The organism is Pseudomonas sp. RSB 5.4, from assembly GCF_037126175.1.
In the GTDB taxonomy this organism is placed as follows: domain Bacteria; phylum Pseudomonadota; class Gammaproteobacteria; order Pseudomonadales; family Pseudomonadaceae; genus Aquipseudomonas; species Aquipseudomonas fluorescens_H.
Genome location: NZ_CP146986.1, coordinates 2901794 through 2918276, shown reverse-complemented (window position 1 = coordinate 2918276; position 16483 = coordinate 2901794). Strand labels below are relative to the sequence as shown.

General features: G+C 61.2%; 14 protein-coding genes and 1 pseudogene. 9 read left to right on the top strand and 6 right to left on the bottom strand.

Features of this window, described 5'->3' with window-relative positions; genetic code table 11:
* Positions 1-208 precede the first annotated feature (208 nt).
* From V9L13_RS13100 to V9L13_RS13090, 3 genes are read right to left on the bottom strand one after another with little or no spacing between them, the layout of a single operon-like run.
* Positions 209-2113, bottom strand: a complete 1905-nt coding sequence (locus V9L13_RS13100; RefSeq protein WP_003227145.1) for a response regulator — start codon at positions 2111-2113, stop codon at positions 209-211.
* Positions 2110-3042: an ABC transporter substrate-binding protein gene (locus tag V9L13_RS13095; RefSeq protein WP_338802713.1), complete on the bottom strand. Its 933-nt coding sequence runs from the start codon at positions 3040-3042 to the stop codon at positions 2110-2112. Before V9L13_RS13095 ends, V9L13_RS13100 begins: the two co-directional genes overlap by 4 nt.
* A 1-nt stretch (position 3043) precedes the next feature.
* Entirely contained in the window at positions 3044-5167 is a 2124-nt protein-coding gene (locus V9L13_RS13090; RefSeq protein WP_338802712.1) for a TonB-dependent receptor, read from the bottom strand.
* A 196-nt stretch (positions 5168-5363) separates the two neighbouring features.
* On the opposite strand from V9L13_RS13090, the gene V9L13_RS13085 reads away from it, so the two are divergent.
* The 9 genes from V9L13_RS13085 to V9L13_RS13045 all read left to right on the top strand — a co-directional run bounded on the left by V9L13_RS13085 (position 5364) and on the right by V9L13_RS13045 (position 13346).
* Positions 5364-6389, top strand: a complete 1026-nt coding sequence (locus V9L13_RS13085; protein WP_103485468.1) for an NAD(P)H-dependent glycerol-3-phosphate dehydrogenase — start codon at positions 5364-5366, stop codon at positions 6387-6389.
* 18 nt (positions 6390-6407) lie between these two features.
* Positions 6408-6755, top strand: coding sequence for a DUF4389 domain-containing protein (locus tag V9L13_RS13080; protein ID WP_003227139.1), 348 nt, complete (start codon positions 6408-6410; stop codon positions 6753-6755).
* Positions 6752-7204: a phosphohistidine phosphatase SixA gene (sixA, locus tag V9L13_RS13075; RefSeq protein ID WP_003227137.1), complete on the top strand. Its 453-nt coding sequence runs from the start codon at positions 6752-6754 to the stop codon at positions 7202-7204. The genes V9L13_RS13080 and sixA overlap by 4 nt, the downstream gene beginning before the upstream one ends.
* 202 nt (positions 7205-7406) lie before the next feature.
* On the top strand, positions 7407-9062 hold the full coding sequence (locus tag V9L13_RS13070) for an AMP-binding protein (protein ID WP_338802710.1): 1656 nt from the start codon (positions 7407-7409) through the stop codon (positions 9060-9062).
* Positions 9063-9093: 31 nt separating this feature from the next.
* Positions 9094-9537: a hotdog fold thioesterase gene (locus V9L13_RS13065; RefSeq protein ID WP_123588789.1), complete on the top strand. Its 444-nt coding sequence runs from the start codon at positions 9094-9096 to the stop codon at positions 9535-9537.
* Between the two features lie 119 nt (positions 9538-9656).
* Positions 9657-10463, top strand: a complete 807-nt coding sequence (locus V9L13_RS13060; RefSeq protein WP_226499633.1) for an alpha/beta hydrolase — start codon at positions 9657-9659, stop codon at positions 10461-10463.
* Positions 10460-11314: an alpha/beta hydrolase gene (locus V9L13_RS13055; RefSeq protein ID WP_134787091.1), complete on the top strand. Its 855-nt coding sequence runs from the start codon at positions 10460-10462 to the stop codon at positions 11312-11314. Before V9L13_RS13060 ends, V9L13_RS13055 begins: the two co-directional genes overlap by 4 nt.
* A 115-nt stretch (positions 11315-11429) precedes the next feature.
* The gene (locus V9L13_RS13050) at positions 11430-12236 is read left to right on the top strand and encodes a DUF4892 domain-containing protein (protein ID WP_338802709.1); all 807 of its coding nucleotides are present in this window, start codon (positions 11430-11432) and stop codon (positions 12234-12236) included.
* 69 nt (positions 12237-12305) lie between these two features.
* On the top strand, positions 12306-13346 hold the full coding sequence (locus tag V9L13_RS13045; protein WP_103485473.1) for an AI-2E family transporter: 1041 nt from the start codon (positions 12306-12308) through the stop codon (positions 13344-13346).
* Between the two features lie 83 nt (positions 13347-13429).
* Here the strand turns inward: V9L13_RS13045 and V9L13_RS13040 are convergent, their stop codons facing one another.
* From V9L13_RS13040 to V9L13_RS13030, 3 genes and pseudogenes are all read right to left on the bottom strand, one after another.
* Complete coding sequence (locus V9L13_RS13040) at positions 13430-14731, bottom strand: IS4 family transposase (RefSeq protein ID WP_080593282.1); 1302 nt, start codon at positions 14729-14731, stop codon at positions 13430-13432.
* 678 nt (positions 14732-15409) lie between these two features.
* On the bottom strand, positions 15410-16252 hold the full coding sequence (locus V9L13_RS13035; RefSeq protein ID WP_338802708.1) for an EF-hand domain-containing protein: 843 nt from the start codon (positions 16250-16252) through the stop codon (positions 15410-15412).
* Positions 16253-16372: 120 nt separating this feature from the next.
* Positions 16373-16468 (bottom strand): annotated as a pseudogene (locus V9L13_RS13030) (DUF4381 domain-containing protein); the annotation flags it as partial.
* Positions 16469-16483 lie beyond the last annotated feature (15 nt).

Sequence of the window (16483 nt, the reverse complement as noted above, 5' to 3'; positions counted from 1 at the left end):
TCTTCCCGGCCGATCGACGCGTTCATGCCTCGTACCGGCAGCCTACTCATAGACTATTGCGTTGTGGTGAAAGTCACAGCACCAAGGACATGAATGTACACTTGTGCACTGAAATTTTTATTCAAGCCTCTTTTGAGGCTCGTTCGGGTGCCTAAGACTGCCGCACTTTCGCTTTTCACGCCAGTCGCAGATGGTCGAAAAACCGTCACTACTGCACCCAGCGCTGCAGAATCTGTTGTAGGTCATTGCGTTTGAACGGCTTCGCCAGGTAATCGTTCATGCCCGCCGAAAGGCAGGTTTCGCGGTCGCCCTGCAACGCATTGGCGGTCAGCGCGATGATCGGCACCTCGCGGCGTCCGGGCAGTTGGCGGATCTGCCGGGTCGCCTCGTAGCCGTCGATGATCGGCAGCCGGCAATCCATCAGAATCACTTCGAAATCATTGCCTTCAGCACTGCGCACCGCTTGCGCGCCATCGGTGGCGACGCTGACGGTAAAGCCCAGGCTGCGCAGCATCGCTTCGATGACGGTCTGGTTGACCGGATTGTCCTCCACCAGCAACACATTGCGCCCCTCGCCATGCCCGTTACCATTGGCCGCGCGCGGCGCCGCCAGTGTGGGCAGCGTCTGCTTATATAGCGCCAGCGGGATTTCCAGGGTGAACACCGAACCCAGGCCTTCTTCGCTCTGCGCCCGCAACGTGCCGCCCATGCGTTCGGCCAGGGTGCGGGCGATCGGCAAACCGAGACCGGTGCCGCCATAGCGCCGGGAAATCGAACTGTCGGCCTGCTGGAAGGCGTTGAACATCAATTCCAGACTCTCAGACGAAATGCCGATGCCGCTGTCGCGCACCGAACAGGTGAACCACAGCAACTCGTGATCCAGCGACTGCCACTGTGCCTCGATGCTGACCCGGCCACGCTCGGTGAACTTCAAGGCGTTGCCCACCAGATTGACCAGAATCTGCCGGATCCGCGTCGGGTCGCCCTGCACCTGCAAGTCGCGCATGTCCTCGGGAATCTGCAGGTTCAGGGCGAGGCCACGTTGCACCGCGCTGTGCTGGAACGACTGGGCGCAAGCACCGATCAGGTCGGCGAGGTTGAACGGAATGTGCTCAAGCTCCAGCTCCGAGCGTTCGATCCGCGAGAAGTCGAGAATGTCGTTGATGACTTTCAGCAGGTGTTCGGTGGACTCGGAAGCGAGCGCCGCGTACTCGATCTGCTCCTCGGTCATGTCGGTGGTTTCCAGCAACTGCAACATGCCCAGCACGCCGTTCATCGGTGTGCGCAGTTCATGGCTCATCATCGCCAGAAAATCGGATTTGGCGTTGTTGGCCTTTTCCGCTTCTTCACGGGTCTGGATCAGTTGCGCCATCGCCTGATGCTGTTCGCGGCTGGCCTGCTCCAGTGCCTGGGCGAGGTTGTTGATGTGCTGCGACAGGGCGCCCAACTCGGTGTCATCGACGATCGGCAGCGGGGTCTTGTAATCGCCTTGCTGAATCGCCTTGACCGCGTTGCCGATATCGCGGATCGGCGCCGACAGACTGCCGGCCAGACGCCGCGCCAGAACAAAGGTGAAGAGCAGGGCGAACAACGCCAGAATCCCGGCCTTGAGCAGAATTTCCTGTTGGCGCTGACTGAAGGCATCGTTGGACAGACCGACGATCACCCGGCCCAGGTAATCCTCGCTGGTCACGTTGTTGCTGGCTTTGGCGTCGTGGAAAAAATCGCTGTTGAGGGCGATCCGTTGCAGGCGCACCGGGGCCTGGAACACCTCGACCTGATGCGGTCGGTTGTGCGCGTCGGCGGCTTGTTCAACGTAGGCCAGAATCCGGTTGGCGCTGTCCTGCACTTCCAGAAAGCGTACGTTCGGTGTTGCGAGAGTTGCCTTGAGCAGGCTTTCCAGCACTTCGTTGTTGCCGGAAATCACCCCGTACTCGGTGGCGGGCGCCAGTTGATTGGCGATCAGTTGCCCGGTGTGATTGAGCTCCTGACGCAAATCCTGAATCCGCACGAAGGTAAAGAAACTGATCAGCAGCAGCGTGAGCAGCAGGGCCGGGCCGAGGCTGATCAATTGCGTGCGGGTGTTGATGTCCCAGCGGCGACGCAGATTCATGGGTGGCTTTCTCCTTCAGCCAACTGGCGGGCAACAGACGCTTCATCGATTGGCTCGATACCGAGGGAACGAGCGACCTGCACATTACTTGAGACTTTGAAACGATCGGGGTAGAGCGAGCGCGGCCACGTCGCCGGGGGGCGATCGAGCAACCGGTCAAGGATCGCCAGCCAGTCGGGCTGATCGCTGTAAGTGCTGGCGAGGCTGCCGGCACGCACGAACGCCGCGTTCGGCCCGATCAGCGCCACTTGCCGGGAGTAGCTGCTGAGCAGCAGGTTTTTCGCGGTTTTCGGGTTGTACAGATCGGGATCGTCGAGGCCCAGCAACACGTCACTGTTTCTCAACACGCTTTGCAACGGGCGACTGTCCTGGGTGTTGTCCCAACGCTGGCTGACGATTTGCAGATTCAGCGGCGCCGCAGCCTGATGCAGTTCCTTGAGCAGGAATTCGCTGTGCTGGTCGAACAGCACGCCGACCCGCCGCACCTGCGGCAGAATCCGCCGAATCAGTTGCAATTGCCGCCCCAGCGGTGGATCGCTCCAGAGCAGACTCAAGTGCGGCGGTTGTGCGCTACCCAGGCGTTGCCGCGCTTGCAGACGACTGATGCGCAACACCAGCGTCGCCGGCCCCTGAGACTCTTTCAGACGCCAGTCGAGGCTGGGCGGGTCGAGCAGAATCATCCGCAGATTGGCCGGCAACTTGCCCGGTGCCGGCAGGCTGGCCAGTGGCTGGAAACGTACGTTGTCGGTGGGGCGCAGCTCGCTCAACGCCTGGACGAAGGCCTGCACACCGGGACTTTCTTCGGCGCCGGTCAACAGAATGTCGGCGGCCTGCACCGCCATGCCGTGCAGCCACGCGGTCAAAAACAGACACGCACCGGCCAGCCAGTGACCCAGGGTTGGTGTCTTGTTTGCCGTGCCGAAGCGCACCCTAGAACTCCAGCTCGGCGCTGAAGTACAGCACCCGGCGTTCGTCGTAATTGTTGTCGACGAAAGTGGTCGGTTCGTTGTCGAGCCGTTGTTGCAGCACGCCGGCCAGTTGCAGTTGCGCCTTGCCCAGCGGGAGGCGTTTGGCGATGCGCGTGTCGACCCGTTCGAAGCGGTAGCCATTGAGCGCGTTGTCGCCGTAATAGAAGAGGGCGCTGTTCCAGCCGTGGCCCCAATCGCGCAGCCAGCCGGCAGAACCGCTGTTGCGCGAGGTGAATTGCTGATCCAGCGGATTGCTCGCTTCGGCGTCGACGAAGGCGTAGGTGAAGCGCAGGCGGTCGATCATGCTCAGGCGCCAGTCGAGCTGGGTTTCGGTGCCGCGAAAGCGTGAGCTGTTGGCGTTGCTGGCGATGTATTGGTTGTTGCGCAGTGGCTCGCTGATCATCCCGGTGATTTCGTCGTAGAACAGCTTCACGTCCACGGCCAGCCCCAGCTCGGCGAAATAGCCGTTGTAGCCCAGTTCGCGCGAGCGCATGTGTTCCTGATCGAGATCGCCCGGGCCACGGGTCTTGACGAAGTAGCGCGCCGAGGACTGACCGTAGGCCGAGGGCCGCAGGTTGCTCACCTGATAGCTCCAGTTGACGTTGTTCTCGAACATGTCTGGCGAACGGATCGCCTCCGAGTACACCGCGCGCAGACCATGGCGCGGGTTGATCAGATAGTTGACCGCAAATCTGGGCGTCAGCGAACTGCCGATCAGTTGGGTGTTTTCGAACATGGCGCCGCCCTGCAACAGCCAGTGTTCACTAGCGCGCCATTCCAGTTGGCCGAACGCGCGCCAGGTGGTGTCGTCCAGTGTGCCGTTGAAGTAGGTTTCGGAATCGGCCCGGTCGTAACGATAGTTCATGCCGCTGACCAGTCGCAGGCTGTCGGACAGGCTGAGGGTGTCCTGCAATTCCAGATCGTAGCGCGACTCGCGGGCGCTTTGATCGATGTCGCCACACAGGGTCTGGCTGGCACCGTTGCGCCATTGGTCGAGCACCTGATTGGCCAGGGCCATTTCCTGTGGCGTTCCGGTTTCCGGGCCGGGGCCAGTGAAACGGGTGATGTTGCGCGCCAGGCGTTCGGTGTAGTTCGGGTTGAGTTGCCACAGCTGCGTCAGCTGCGGGCTGAACGACACTTCGGCATCACAGGCGCGCCACACCTGCTGGCGATCCCAGTGCTGGGCCGAACCTTGTATATAAAGGCTGTGTTCGGGATTGATGTCGAGATTCCAGCGCACCGAGCCGGCGTAATCCTTGGCGACCACGTCGGAATTGTTCCCGGCAGCGGTAATCCCCGAGAACACCGGGCGGTAGGTGTAGGGCCGCTGATTGCTGCCGTCCTTCGCGTTGACCTGCCAGTCAAGGCTCTGGTTGTCGCTCAGGGTCTGGCTGACGGCGAGGCTGAAGCGGTTCAAGCGGCGGCTGTCACGGTAATCGGCGCCGGTACGGTCGCTGTCGAAGCCATCGTCTTCCTGGCCGGACAGCGACAAACGCAGGTCGCCGCCATTCCACCCCGTGCCCTGGCTGGCATAGAAGTCGTTGATGCCGCGCTGGCCTCGGGTGACCTTCAGGCGCGTGCCGTGGCTGTCCGCCGGGTTGCGGGTGATGATGTTGACCACCGCCATCAGCGCATTGGCGCCGTAGCTGACGGTGTTCGGCCCACGGAAAACCTCGATGCGTTCGATGTCTTCCATGGCCACCGGAATGTCGCTCCAGTCCACCGTGGCCAGGCCTGCGCGGTACACCGAGCGGCCATCGATCAGCACCTGCATGCGTCGCGCTTCGCTGGCGTTGGTCCCGTGATAGTTGACCGCCGCCTGATTGCCGCTGATGTTGCCGACCATCATCCCCGGCACCAGCCGCAGCAACTCGCTGATGTCCCGCGCGCCACTGGCACTGATCAGCTCACTGTCGATGACGGTCATGCTCCCCGGCACTTCCGCCGGCGTCTGTTTCAGGCGCGTGGCCGTCAGCACCTGCGGCAGCGTTTCGCTGTCGACAAACAGGTCGTCCGCCTGCAACACCGGGCTGAACAGCAGCGCCAGCAGCAGCGACGAACGCGAGGGGGCAGAGGCAAAAGACACAACACAGCCTTGATCACAAAGAATTGGCGCGCATGTTAACCGAGGACAGTGACTTTTCCAGTCACGATGCGGGCATTTTCCTCGGTTTTATTGGTCTTCTTCCTACAAGTGCCGGTAATTGACGCAGGGGCTGGCCGCGCTTCGGTCGCCCCGTATAATGCCGGCATCGCCACTGGTATGGATTAACGGATTGCATATGACTGAACAGCGCCCGATTGCGGTCCTGGGAGGCGGAAGTTTTGGTACCGCCGTGGCTAATCTCTTGGCCGAAAACGGCCATCAAGTCCGGCAGTGGATGCGTGACCCCGAGCAGGCCGAGGCCATCCGGGTCAACCGCGAGAATCCGCGTTACCTCAAGGGCATCAAGATTCTTCCGGGGGTGACGGCCGTCACTGATCTGCAGGAAACCCTCGACGCCTGCGAGCTGTGCTTCGTCGCACTGCCCTCGAGCGCATTGCGCACGGTGCTGGCCGCCCACGCCGAGCGCCTGAGCGGCAAGATGCTGGTCAGCCTGACCAAGGGCATCGAAGCCCACACCTTCAAACTGATGAGCCAGATCCTCGAAGAAATCGCCCCGCAGGCGCGCATTGGCGTGCTGTCCGGGCCGAACCTGGCGCGGGAGATCGCCGAGCATGCGCTGACCGCCACCGTGGTCGCCAGCGAGGACGAAGATTTGTGCAAACAGGTGCAGGCGGCGCTGCACGGTCGCACCTTCCGCGTTTACGCCAGTGCTGACCGATTCGGCGTCGAGCTGGGCGGCGCACTGAAAAACGTCTACGCAATCATCGCCGGCATGGCGGTGGCGCTGGAGATGGGCGAGAACACCAAGAGCATGCTGATCACCCGCGCACTGGCCGAGATGACCCGGTTCGCGGTGAACCAGGGCGCCAACCCGATGACCTTCCTCGGTCTGGCCGGGGTAGGGGATTTGATCGTGACCTGCTCGTCGCCGAAGAGCCGCAACTACCAGGTCGGGTTTGCCCTCGGTCAGGGCTTGAGCCTCGATGAGGCGGTGTCGCGCCTGGGCGAAGTGGCCGAAGGCGTGAACACCCTGAAGGTGCTCAAGGCCAAGTCCCAAGAGGTGGGCGTGTATATGCCGCTGGTCGCCGGTCTGCATGCGATCCTGTTTGAGGGACGCACGCTGGAGCAGGTGATCGGTCTACTGATGCGGGCCGAGCCGAAAACCGACGTCGACTTTATTTCCACCAGCGGTTTCAACTGATTCAACAGGAAGCGAGCCATGAACGATCCGAAAACCGAAGCCAAGTACGAATCCATCCTCCTGCGGGTGCTGTGGATGATCGTCTATGTGCTGGTCTGGCAAGTGGCGCAGTTCATCCTCGGGGCCGTGGTGCTGGTGCAGCTGATCTATCGTTTGATTTATGGCGCGCCGAGCGCCGGCCTGATGAATTTCGGCGACAGCCTGAGTCAGTTTTTGGCGCAGATCGGCCGTTTCGGCAGCTTTCACAGCGACCAGAAACCCTGGCCGTTCGCCGACTGGCCAACCCCGCGTACTCCTGAAGGCGAAGCACCGCACGCCGTGCCGCCAGCGCCGCACCCGGCCCGTGATGAGGAACCCAAGCTATGAAACTCTGGGTGTTGCGTCACGGTGAAGCGGTGCCTTATGGCTCGTGCCCTGACTCCGAACGGGAACTGACCGAGCACGGTCGTCAAGAAGCCTTGAAGAGTGCGGCCCGGCTGATTGGTCAGCCGCTCACGGCGATCTACGCCAGTCCTTACCTGCGTGCGCAACAGACCGCACAGATTGTCCGCGAAGCCCTGGGTTTCGAGCCGGAGATTCGCACGGTCGGCTGGCTGACGCCGGAGAACGATCCGGACAAGGTGGCCGATCAACTGGTGTCGGTGAGTGATGTGCTGCTGGTCAGTCACAACCCGTTGGTGGGCAATCTGCTGAGCTATCTGCAGCATGGCGCCGGGTATCCGCCGGAGAAGGTCGGCACTGCTGGTCTGGCTGAGCTGGAAAGCCCTGAACTGCTGATCGGCTCGATGACCCTCAACAGCCTCAAGCACCCCTGACGCTGATTCCTTGTGGGAGCGGGCTTGCTCGCGAATGCGCTGTGTCAGTCACTGTAAATGTCACTGATAGACCGCATTCGCGAGCAAGCCCGCTCCCACAGGGCCCTCATTTTCTGCTGAAATTATTTGTTGGAATTTTCCAACCAAGCACTTGCTTGGTTGACTACGCTTGCTCCAGACCAAAAAAACAGGAGCGAGTCGCATGTCTGCCGCATTCCGTTTGCCGCTGGACGTGTTTTACGAGCGTGAGGCCCGGCACCCGCGCCAGCGTTTTCTGGTGCAGCCCATCGGTGGCGGGCAGGTCGAGACCCTGACCTGGGCCGACGTCGGTCATCAGGCCCGTTGCGCCGCGCACTGGCTGCGCGCGCGGGAATTGCCGCAAGGCAGCCACATTGCGCTGATCTCGAAAAACTGCGCGCACTGGATCATCGCCGATCTGGCGATCTGGATGGCCGGGCACGTCTCGGTGCCGCTGTATCCCAACCTCACGGCAGACTCGGTGAATCAGGTCCTGACGCATTCGGAAAGTGTGCTGGCGTTCATCGGCAAACTTGATGACTGGCCGGGCATGTCGGCCGGTGTACCGGCTGATTTGCCAACCATCAGTCTGCCGCTGCATCCGCCCGGCGAGTTCGCTTTCAGTTGGGATGACCTGCAAAAAAGCTCGCCGATCCAGGATGATCCGTGTCCTGCGGCGGAGCAACTGGCAACCATCATCTACACCTCCGGCACCACCGGGTTGCCCAAAGGTGTGATGCACAGTTTTGCCAATCTGGGGTTCGCCACGACTCGCGGCACCCAACTGTTCGGGCTTAACGAGCAAGACCGGCTGCTGTCGTACCTGCCGCTGTGCCATGTCGCCGAACGAATGTTCGTTGAGCTGGCCTCGATCTACACCGGGCAAACGGTGTTCTTTGCCGAAAGTCTCGACACCTTTATCACCGACCTCAAGCGTGCACGACCTACCGCGATGTTCGGCGTGCCGCGCATCTGGACCAAATTCCAGATGGGCGTGTACGGCAAGATCCCCGCCAAGCGCCTGGATTTCCTGCTCGGCCTGCCATTCATTGGCAAGAGGGTCGGGCACAAGGTGCTGGCCGGCCTGGGCCTTGATGCCTTGCGCGTTGCCCTGTCCGGCGCGGCACCGGTGCCGCAGACCCTGCTCGACTGGTATCAGAAACTCGGCCTCGATGTGCTGGAGGTCTACGGCATGACCGAGAGTTGTGGCTACTCGCACATCTGCCTTCCGGGCCAGTACAAACAGGGTTGGATCGGCAAGCCGTGCCCGGAGGTCGAGGTGCGGATCGACGAGTCCGGTGAAGTGCAGGTGCGCAGTCAGGCAAACATGCTCGGCTATTTCAAGGAGCCGCAGAAAACTGCCGAGACCCTGACCGAGGACGGCTTCCTGCGTACCGGCGACAAGGGCGAGCAGGATGCCGAGGGGCGCTTGCGCCTGACCGGCCGGCTCAAGGAAATCTTCAAGACCAGCAAAGGCAAATATGTGGCCCCGGCGCCGATTGAAAACCGGCTGGCGGTGCATTCGCGGATCGAACAGGTCTGCGTGGTTGGCGATGGTCTGAGTGCGCCGCTGGGCTTGTGTGTACTGTCGGTGGTCAATCAGGAGGAAGCGCGGGGCAGTCTGCATTCGAGTCTGGAAAAGCTGCTGGAAGAGGTCAACGCCGGGCTCGACAAGCACGAGCGTCTGCGGCGGCTGGTGGTGGTCAAAGACAGCTGGGCGGTGGAGAACGGCTTTCTTACACCGACGTTGAAGATCAAGCGCAATGTCATCGAAGACACCTATGGTGCACGGTTCGAAGAATGGAGCGCGCGCAGCGAGGCGGTGCTGTGGCAGGATTGACCGACGATCAAAACAACAAAGGAAGCCTGCGATGACCTTGTGGCGCACCACTCCGAACATCGAGCAGTTGAACGCAATCCAGAAAAACACCATCGGCGAAGTGCTGGATATCCGTTTCGAGTCCTTCGACGAAGAATCGCTGACGGCGAGCATGGTCATCGACCACCGCACCCACCAACCCTACGGTCTGCTGCATGGCGGTGCCTCGGTGGTGCTGGCGGAAACCGTCGGTTCGATGGCCAGCTACCTGTGCATCGATGCCAGCAAGTTCTACTGCGTGGGGCTGGAGATCAACGCCAACCATTTGCGCGGTTTGCGCAGCGGGCGGGTGAGCGCAGTGGCCAAACCGATTCACATCGGCCGCACCACACATGTCTGGGACATCCGCCTGACCAGCGATGAAGGCAAGGCCAGTTGTGTGTCGCGTTTGACCATGGCGGTGGTGCCATTGGGTGAGCAACCGCCGGCACGCTGAGGTCAGATGCGCCATCGCCATGACCGGACTGTCATCATTCCTGGCAGTTACGGTCATTGCTGCGGGGCGCGGTCTTGCGGACAATCAGCGGCATGTTTTCCGCTCATGGATTTACCGGCATGTCGCAACCGATCTTTTTCGCCCACGCCAACGGGTTTCCCTCGGGCACCTATGGCAAGTTGTTCGCGGCGCTGGCGCCCGAGTATCGGGTCGCGCATCTGGAACAGCATGCCCATGACCCGCGTTTCCCGGCGGACGACAACTGGTACAACCTGGTCGACGAACTGATCCACCATTTACAGCAGCAAGATCAACCGGTGTGGGGCGTCGGCCATTCGTTTGGTGGCGTGTTGCACCTGCACGCGGCGTTGCGCTGCCCTGAGTTGTATCGCGGTGTGGTCATGCTCGACTCGCCGGTACTGACCCGCACCGATCAGTGGGTGATCCGCGCTGCCAAGCGTTTCGGCTTCATCGACAGACTGACCCCGGCCGGACGTACGTTGGGCCGGCGCGAAGAATTCGCCGACCTCGACAGTGCGCGCAGCTATTTTGCCGGCAAGACGCTGTTTCGCGGTTTCGACCCGGAATGTTTCGATGCCTACCTGCAACACGGGCTGCATGCGGTCGGCGACAAGCTGCGTCTGCGCTTCGACCCCGCCACCGAAATCAGTATCTATCGCGGCGTGCCGCACACCAGTCCGGGCCGCACGCGCCAATTGCAGGTGCCGCTGGCCGTGGTGCGTGGCCACAAGAGCCGCGTGGTCATGCGTCATCACACCCGATTCGTCGGGCGCCTGCCGCAGGGTGAAGCGCTGAGCATGCCCGGCGGGCACATGTTCCCGCTCGAGCGTCCGCAAGACACGGCGCGCCTGCTCAAAGAGCTGTTTACGCGCTGGGAGCGCCGCCAACAGAAGGATTGCGCATGAACCCGACCTTCGAAGAAGTGCGCCTGAGCCTGCCGCATATCGAACTGGCGGCGCACTTGTTCGGTCCCGAGGACGGTCTGCCGGTGATTGCCCTGCATGGCTGGCTCGACAACGCCAACAGCTTCGCGCGCCTGGCCCCCAAGCTCAAAGGCCTGCGCATCATCGCGCTGGACATGGCCGGGCACGGGCATTCCGGGCATCGACCGAATGGCGCCGGTTATGCGCTGTGGGATTACGCGCACGACGTGTTGCAGGTCGCCGAGCAACTGGGCTGGAAACGCTTCGGCCTGCTTGGGCATTCGATGGGCGCGATCGTTTCGCTGGTGCTGGCCGGTTCGTTGCCGGAGCGCATCACTCACCTGGCGTTGATCGACGGGGTGATTCCTCCTACGGACAAAGGCGAAAATGCCGCCGAACGCATGGGCATGGCCCTGCAAGCGCAGCTGGATCTGCGCGAGAAGCGCAAGCCGGTCTACAACACCCTCGATCGTGCCATCGAAGCGCGGATGAAGGGGCTGGTGGCGGTCAGCCGCGAAGCCGCCGAACTGTTGGCACAGCGCGGCCTGATGCCGGTGCCCGGCGGTTATACCTGGCGCACCGACAATCGCCTGACCCTGCCATCACCGCTGCGCCTGACTCAGGAGCAGGCAATGGCCTTCGTCCAGCGCATCACCTGCCCGGCGCAACTGGTGGTCGCCGCCGACGGCATGCTGGCCAAACATCCGGAGTTGCTGGAGCGTCTACCCTTTAGCCAGGAACAGCTGGCGGGCGGGCACCATTTGCACCTGAACGATGAGTCCGGTGCCGACCTTGTCGCAGACTGTTTCAATCGCTTCTTCGCCATTCCTTGACTTGCACCGGGCAACTGTCGAGGCTGGGCGGGTTGAAATGGGAGACAACCACGATGGATTTCTATACCGCTGCGAACCCGACCCGCCAAGCCATGCCGATCCGATGAGCCTGACTATGCGGTCACTCAGTCTGTTGGCGCTGTGCTGCTTCAGTTCCGTTTCGTTCGCCGCCGACGTGCCCGGCAGCCAGGATCTGCAGATCGTGCCGCGTCTGGCCGATGCGCAGATCGTCGACTATCGCCCTCCCGTGGAGCTTGAACGGATCTATCCGCTGGGCTCGATCCGCAAGATCAGCGGCCAGTTGCGTTTTGACGGCCAGGTCACGGCGCGTGGCCAGACCACCTCGGTCACCTATGAGTTACCCCCGGAGCATTCCGCCACCGAAGCCTTCACCGCCGCTCGCGAAGCCCTGCAAAAGCAGGACGCCGAGTTGTTGTTCTGGTGTCAGGCCCGCGACTGCGGCGAAAGCAGCCTGTGGGCCAATGAAGTGTTCGGCAATTCCAAGCTGTACGGCGCCGATGAGCAACAGGCCTATCTGCTGTTGCGTCTGGCCGCGCCGAAGGACAACACCCTGGTGGCGCTCTACAGCATCACCCGCGGCAATCGCAAAGCCTACCTGCATGTCGAACAGTTTGAAGCGGGCGCACCGTTGGGCGAGTTGCTGCCGACGTCGGCCACGTTGCTGCGACAGCTCAAAAGCACCGGCGAACTGGACTTTCCCAAACTGGTTGGCGATCCGGATGACACCTGGCTACGGCTGATTTCCCGTGGCTTGAACCTCGACACCACCCAGCGCGTGACGATTGCCGGACCCAAGGCCGAGGTCTGGCGGCAGGCGCTGATCGGCCAGGGTGTGCGCGCGGCGCGGATGGAGGCGGGGAGCGCCGACGGCTCTGGCCTGCGCATCGATCTGTTGCGATAAGCTGCACCGGGCGTGCGCGCGTGGCGTGTTCGCCTACTCTTTGACGAACTGAATTCTTCGAGACTTTACATGCTCAATAACGATCGGCTGTTGGTGCAAATCCTCCTGCTGGTGCTGTTCGGTGCCAGCCTGTGGGTGATGGCGCCGTTCTGGTCGGCGCTGTTCTGGGGTGCGGTGCTGGCCTTTGCCAGTTGGCCGCTGATGCGCCTGTTGACCCGTTGGCTCAATGGCCGCGAATCGCTGGCCGCAGCCATTCTGACTCTGGGCTGGATGTTGCTGGTGGCGGCGCCGCTGGTGTGGCTGGGGTTCAACCTGGCCGATCACGTACGCGACGCCACGGTCTTCATCAAGGACGTGCAGGTCGACGGTCTGCCTGAGGCGCCGGTCTGGCTCGGGACTATCCCGTTGGTGGGCGAACGTCTGGTGGGCCTCTGGAACAGCATTGATGAGCAGGGCGCGGCGCTGATGGTATCGATCAAGCCCTACCTGGGGCAGGTGGGTAACTGGTTGCTGGCGCGCAGTGCACAGATCGGTGGCGGCATCCTTGAGCTGACCCTGAGCATTGTCTTCGTGTTCTTTTTCTATCGCGACGGGCCGCGATTGGCGGCGTTCGTTCACAGCCTGCTGCAGCGGCTGATCGGTGAGCGGGCGGGGTATTACATCGAGTTGGTGGCCGGTACGGTGCAGCGGGTGGTCAACGGGGTGATCGGTACGGCGGCGGCGCAGGCGATTCTGGCGTTGATCGGGTTTCTGATTGCCGGGGTTCCGGGGGCTCTGGTGCTGGGGATCGTGACCTTTCTGTTGAGTCTGATTCCGATGGGGCCACCCTTGGTGTGGATTCCGGCCACAGCCTGGCTGGCGTGGAAGGGTGAGTATGGGATGGCGGTGTTTCTCGGGATCTGGGGGACGTTCATCATCAGTGGCGTGGATAACGTGTTGAAGCCTTATCTGATCAGCCGCGGTGGGAATCTGCCGTTGGTGATTGTGTTGCTTGGGGTGTTTGGCGGGTTGATTGCTTTTGGGTTTATCGGGTTGTTTATTGGGCCTACGTTGTTGGCGGTGGCTTATAGTTTGTTGACGGATTGGAGTAAGAGTCAGGCTCGGGTTTAGGCGCCTTGGCTTTTTTGGGGTTGTGGGCATATCCGTTGGTTTGGGTGTGGCGGCTGGCGGTTTCGCCCTTACGGCCATCCCTTTCAAGGTCTTTTCGTTTTGGCGGCCTTGATTACCCTGTCCGTTGAAACATGAGCATGCACCGCTGTGCCTTGGACCCACGTTTTGGGCTTGGGCACCTTGGGGCCTCGGGGGCTTTTCGCAACTTGTTTTGGCTGGATGTTTCTGGCTAGTTCCAACAAGCGCTGAGCCAGTTTTTCCGCAGGGATAACGGGAAGGTACTCCGAGGGCAGCGCAATCTGCATTCCCTCATAACCACTCCTGACCTGGACCGCCAAGTGGTAGGTCGAGGCTTCCCAGCCTTCAGGCTGGGTGTCGCGATGGGCTTGTTCGACACTTCGTTTGAGTACGGCCAGGACGTTGTATGCCAATACCGCAGTAGCGAACCCGAGCAAGGCAGCCTTTGGGCTGCCAAGGGTTTCGATTTCACTTTCCAGGATCGCTTCCAGTCGCTGGAACATGCCCTCAATACTCCAGCGGCGGCGATAGAGTTCTGCGATCTGCTGTGCACTGATGCTCTCAGGTAGATTGCTCCAGAACATCAAGCTGCTGTCACCCGAGTCTGTTGGCGAATGAAGCGTCAGTTCCACGCGCCGCCATTGGTAACCGCCTCTGACGTGGATGATCTGCTCGCGCACAGTGCCTGTTTCCACAGCTACGGGCTCTTGCCACTCACCCTCTTGAATCAGGCGTGGGTGCTTGGCTTGCTGACGAATGACAAAGGATGTCTGGACCTGCTCACAAGCTTCCATAACCGGGAGCGTGCAGTAGAGTCGATCAGCCAGCCACACCTGGCCCGGCTCGGCATCAGCCAATAGAGGCAGCACACAAATACGCTCGCTTGCGTAGGCATCCTCACATGCCTGAAGGTCGATGACCTGATCGAGATCGGGGTCGTAGACAACCACCGAAAAGCCAGGACGAGCGGCACCCCGCTCGTGGCGTAGAGCGCCCAGACGTTTCTCAGTGGATGCCAAGTGGTTGCCGTCCACCACCCGAACCTGCCAGCCCGGCAGCATCGTGGTGCAACCCAGCTCTTTGATGGTTGGGGTCAGGCGTTGTGCACAGCCTGTGACCAGCGCGCGCAACAGAGCAGGTTCGGTACGACTGATCTTGTCGTAGAGGGCTGCCAAGCTGACAGGAAGATCTTCCAGTTGCCGAGCGGCGGCGTGCAGGGATGGCTTCAAACCCAATGAAACAAGGGACATCAGCTTGATGATGGTCGAGAACAGTAGTTCACGAGAATACTGCCGTTGCCGATGTTCTTCGAAGACCTGATCGACCCACTCAGGAGCAATAGCCTGCTCCAGCGCCAACTTGGCCATGACGCTGGCAGGTGCTTTTTTTTCGAATCGAGCTAGAACATCGGTCCACATCTTCGGGGGATCCCTGACTGAAATTTCAGGGGATTTTACCTAAGACCTTGAAAGGGATGGCCCTTACGGCGAGTCACTTTTTACAAACGCCTAAAAAGTAACCCAAAACGCTTGCCCCGACGTTCGGCCCTCGCTGTGGCTCGGGTTCCTTCGCTACGTGATTCATCCGGGGGCATCGCCTCCGGTTTGCTTCGCTGCACCTCCTCTCGATGTGTTCGACTTCGTCGAACGGTCGCTGCGCTCCCACCCCCGGATGAATCCGTCCACTCAGCCTGCCGACGGGGCCTGTGGATCAAGATCAAGAGCTGCAGCCGAGCTTGCGCTCATCCTGTTGAGTGGTGAAAAGCATGTGGTCGGCTTTTGCTTTTTTGTAGGAGCCAGCCTGCTGGCGATGGCGGCCTGACAGCCGACCAATCTGCAACTGAATGGCCTCAATCCTTGTGGGAGTTGGCTTGCCAGCGATGGCGGCCTTACAGCCAACCAACCTCTAACTGCCTGGACTCGATCCAATTGTAGGAGTGAGCCTGCTCGCGAAGAGGCATATCAGGTAACCAGCCTCTCACGGCCACACCCAAATGACCGTTCCCACACCGCTGCATGGAAACGATCACCCATCACGACATCATCTCAGGTCGCCACATTCAGGTATTTGCCCACCGGCGCGGCATTGTCGAGCGAGTATTGTTTGCTCAAGTTGGCAATCATCCGGTTCAGCGCTTCGCTGGTGGTCTGGGTGCTGGCGGTCTGCTCTTCGGGCGGGCGTTCCCGACCTGCTTGTAGCGCGGCTTTCAGTTCGTCGCTGCTCACGCCACCGCTGCTGTCGCTATCCAACACCTTGAGCAGCACGGCGCTGGTGTCGGTGCTGGTTGTCGAGGTGTTGTCGCTGGTCTGCAGGGCACTGCTCAGTTCGGTAGCGCTGATGTTGCCATCACCATCGGCATCCAGTTGGCTGAACAGTTCGTCGCTGGAGACTTGTTGCGGGGGCGGAGGTGGTGGGGTCAGGCTGGCGGAGAGTTCGTCCTGGCTGACGGTGCCGTCCTTGTTCTTGTCCAGGGCCGAGAATATTTGGTTGCTGTCGGCGCTGCTGCCTGCGCTGGTCAGGCCGGTGCTCAGTTCGTCGCTGCTGATGGCGCCGTCGCCATCGGTATCGAGGGCGCTGATCAGCGCGTCGGCGAGGTCGGTGTTGGGGGCTTGATCCTGCGGAGGCGGCGGGGGCGCCATCGCGGTCATTTCTTCGGCGCTGCCGCTGTCGTCGCTGTCCAGATCGCCGAATTGCTTGCTCAGGTTGACCAGCAGGCCATCGTCGGATTTCTGCGACAGGGCACTTTTCAGTTCGTCCTGATCCACCGCGCCGTCGCCGTTGCTGTCGAGTTTGGCGAACAGTTCCTTTTGCAATTGCTGGCTGCGGGCGTTCTGGGCGCTGCTGCTGGTGCTGGTATAGCTCGTGTAGTTGCTGACGCTACCGATCATGGGCTCACTCCTTGGACTGTCAAACCGGTCCGCATACCGGCTTGTGCAGACTCAAGGGGCAAGTTGTCCTGGGTATTTGGGATTTGTACCGATGGGTATACACGATGGAGTGAACACCACTGAAACCTGTGGGAGCGGGCTTGCTCGCGAAGGCGGCCGATCATTCAACACAGAAGTCGACTGACACACGGCTTTCGCGAGCAAGCCCGCTCCCACAGGGGGATAGGTGTG

Excerpts from the sequence above, each read along its gene's own strand:
- V9L13_RS13100 (WP_003227145.1), bottom strand. The coding sequence starts at position 2,113 with ATGAATCTGCGTCGCCGCTGGGACATCAACACCCGCACGCAATTGATC.
- V9L13_RS13085 (WP_103485468.1), top strand. The coding sequence starts at position 5,364 with ATGACTGAACAGCGCCCGATTGCGGTCCTGGGAGGCGGAAGTTTTGGT.
- V9L13_RS13080 (WP_003227139.1), top strand. The coding sequence starts at position 6,408 with ATGAACGATCCGAAAACCGAAGCCAAGTACGAATCCATCCTCCTGCGG.
- sixA (WP_003227137.1), top strand. The coding sequence starts at position 6,752 with ATGAAACTCTGGGTGTTGCGTCACGGTGAAGCGGTGCCTTATGGCTCG.
- V9L13_RS13070 (WP_338802710.1), top strand. The coding sequence starts at position 7,407 with ATGTCTGCCGCATTCCGTTTGCCGCTGGACGTGTTTTACGAGCGTGAG.
- V9L13_RS13065 (WP_123588789.1), top strand. The coding sequence starts at position 9,094 with ATGACCTTGTGGCGCACCACTCCGAACATCGAGCAGTTGAACGCAATC.
- V9L13_RS13060 (WP_226499633.1), top strand. The coding sequence starts at position 9,657 with ATGTCGCAACCGATCTTTTTCGCCCACGCCAACGGGTTTCCCTCGGGC.
- V9L13_RS13055 (WP_134787091.1), top strand. The coding sequence starts at position 10,460 with ATGAACCCGACCTTCGAAGAAGTGCGCCTGAGCCTGCCGCATATCGAA.
- V9L13_RS13050 (WP_338802709.1), top strand. The coding sequence starts at position 11,430 with ATGCGGTCACTCAGTCTGTTGGCGCTGTGCTGCTTCAGTTCCGTTTCG.
- V9L13_RS13045 (WP_103485473.1), top strand. The coding sequence starts at position 12,306 with ATGCTCAATAACGATCGGCTGTTGGTGCAAATCCTCCTGCTGGTGCTG.
- V9L13_RS13040 (WP_080593282.1), bottom strand. The coding sequence starts at position 14,731 with ATGGCCAAGTTGGCGCTGGAGCAGGCTATTGCTCCTGAGTGGGTCGAT.
- V9L13_RS13035 (WP_338802708.1), bottom strand. The coding sequence starts at position 16,252 with ATGATCGGTAGCGTCAGCAACTACACGAGCTATACCAGCACCAGCAGC.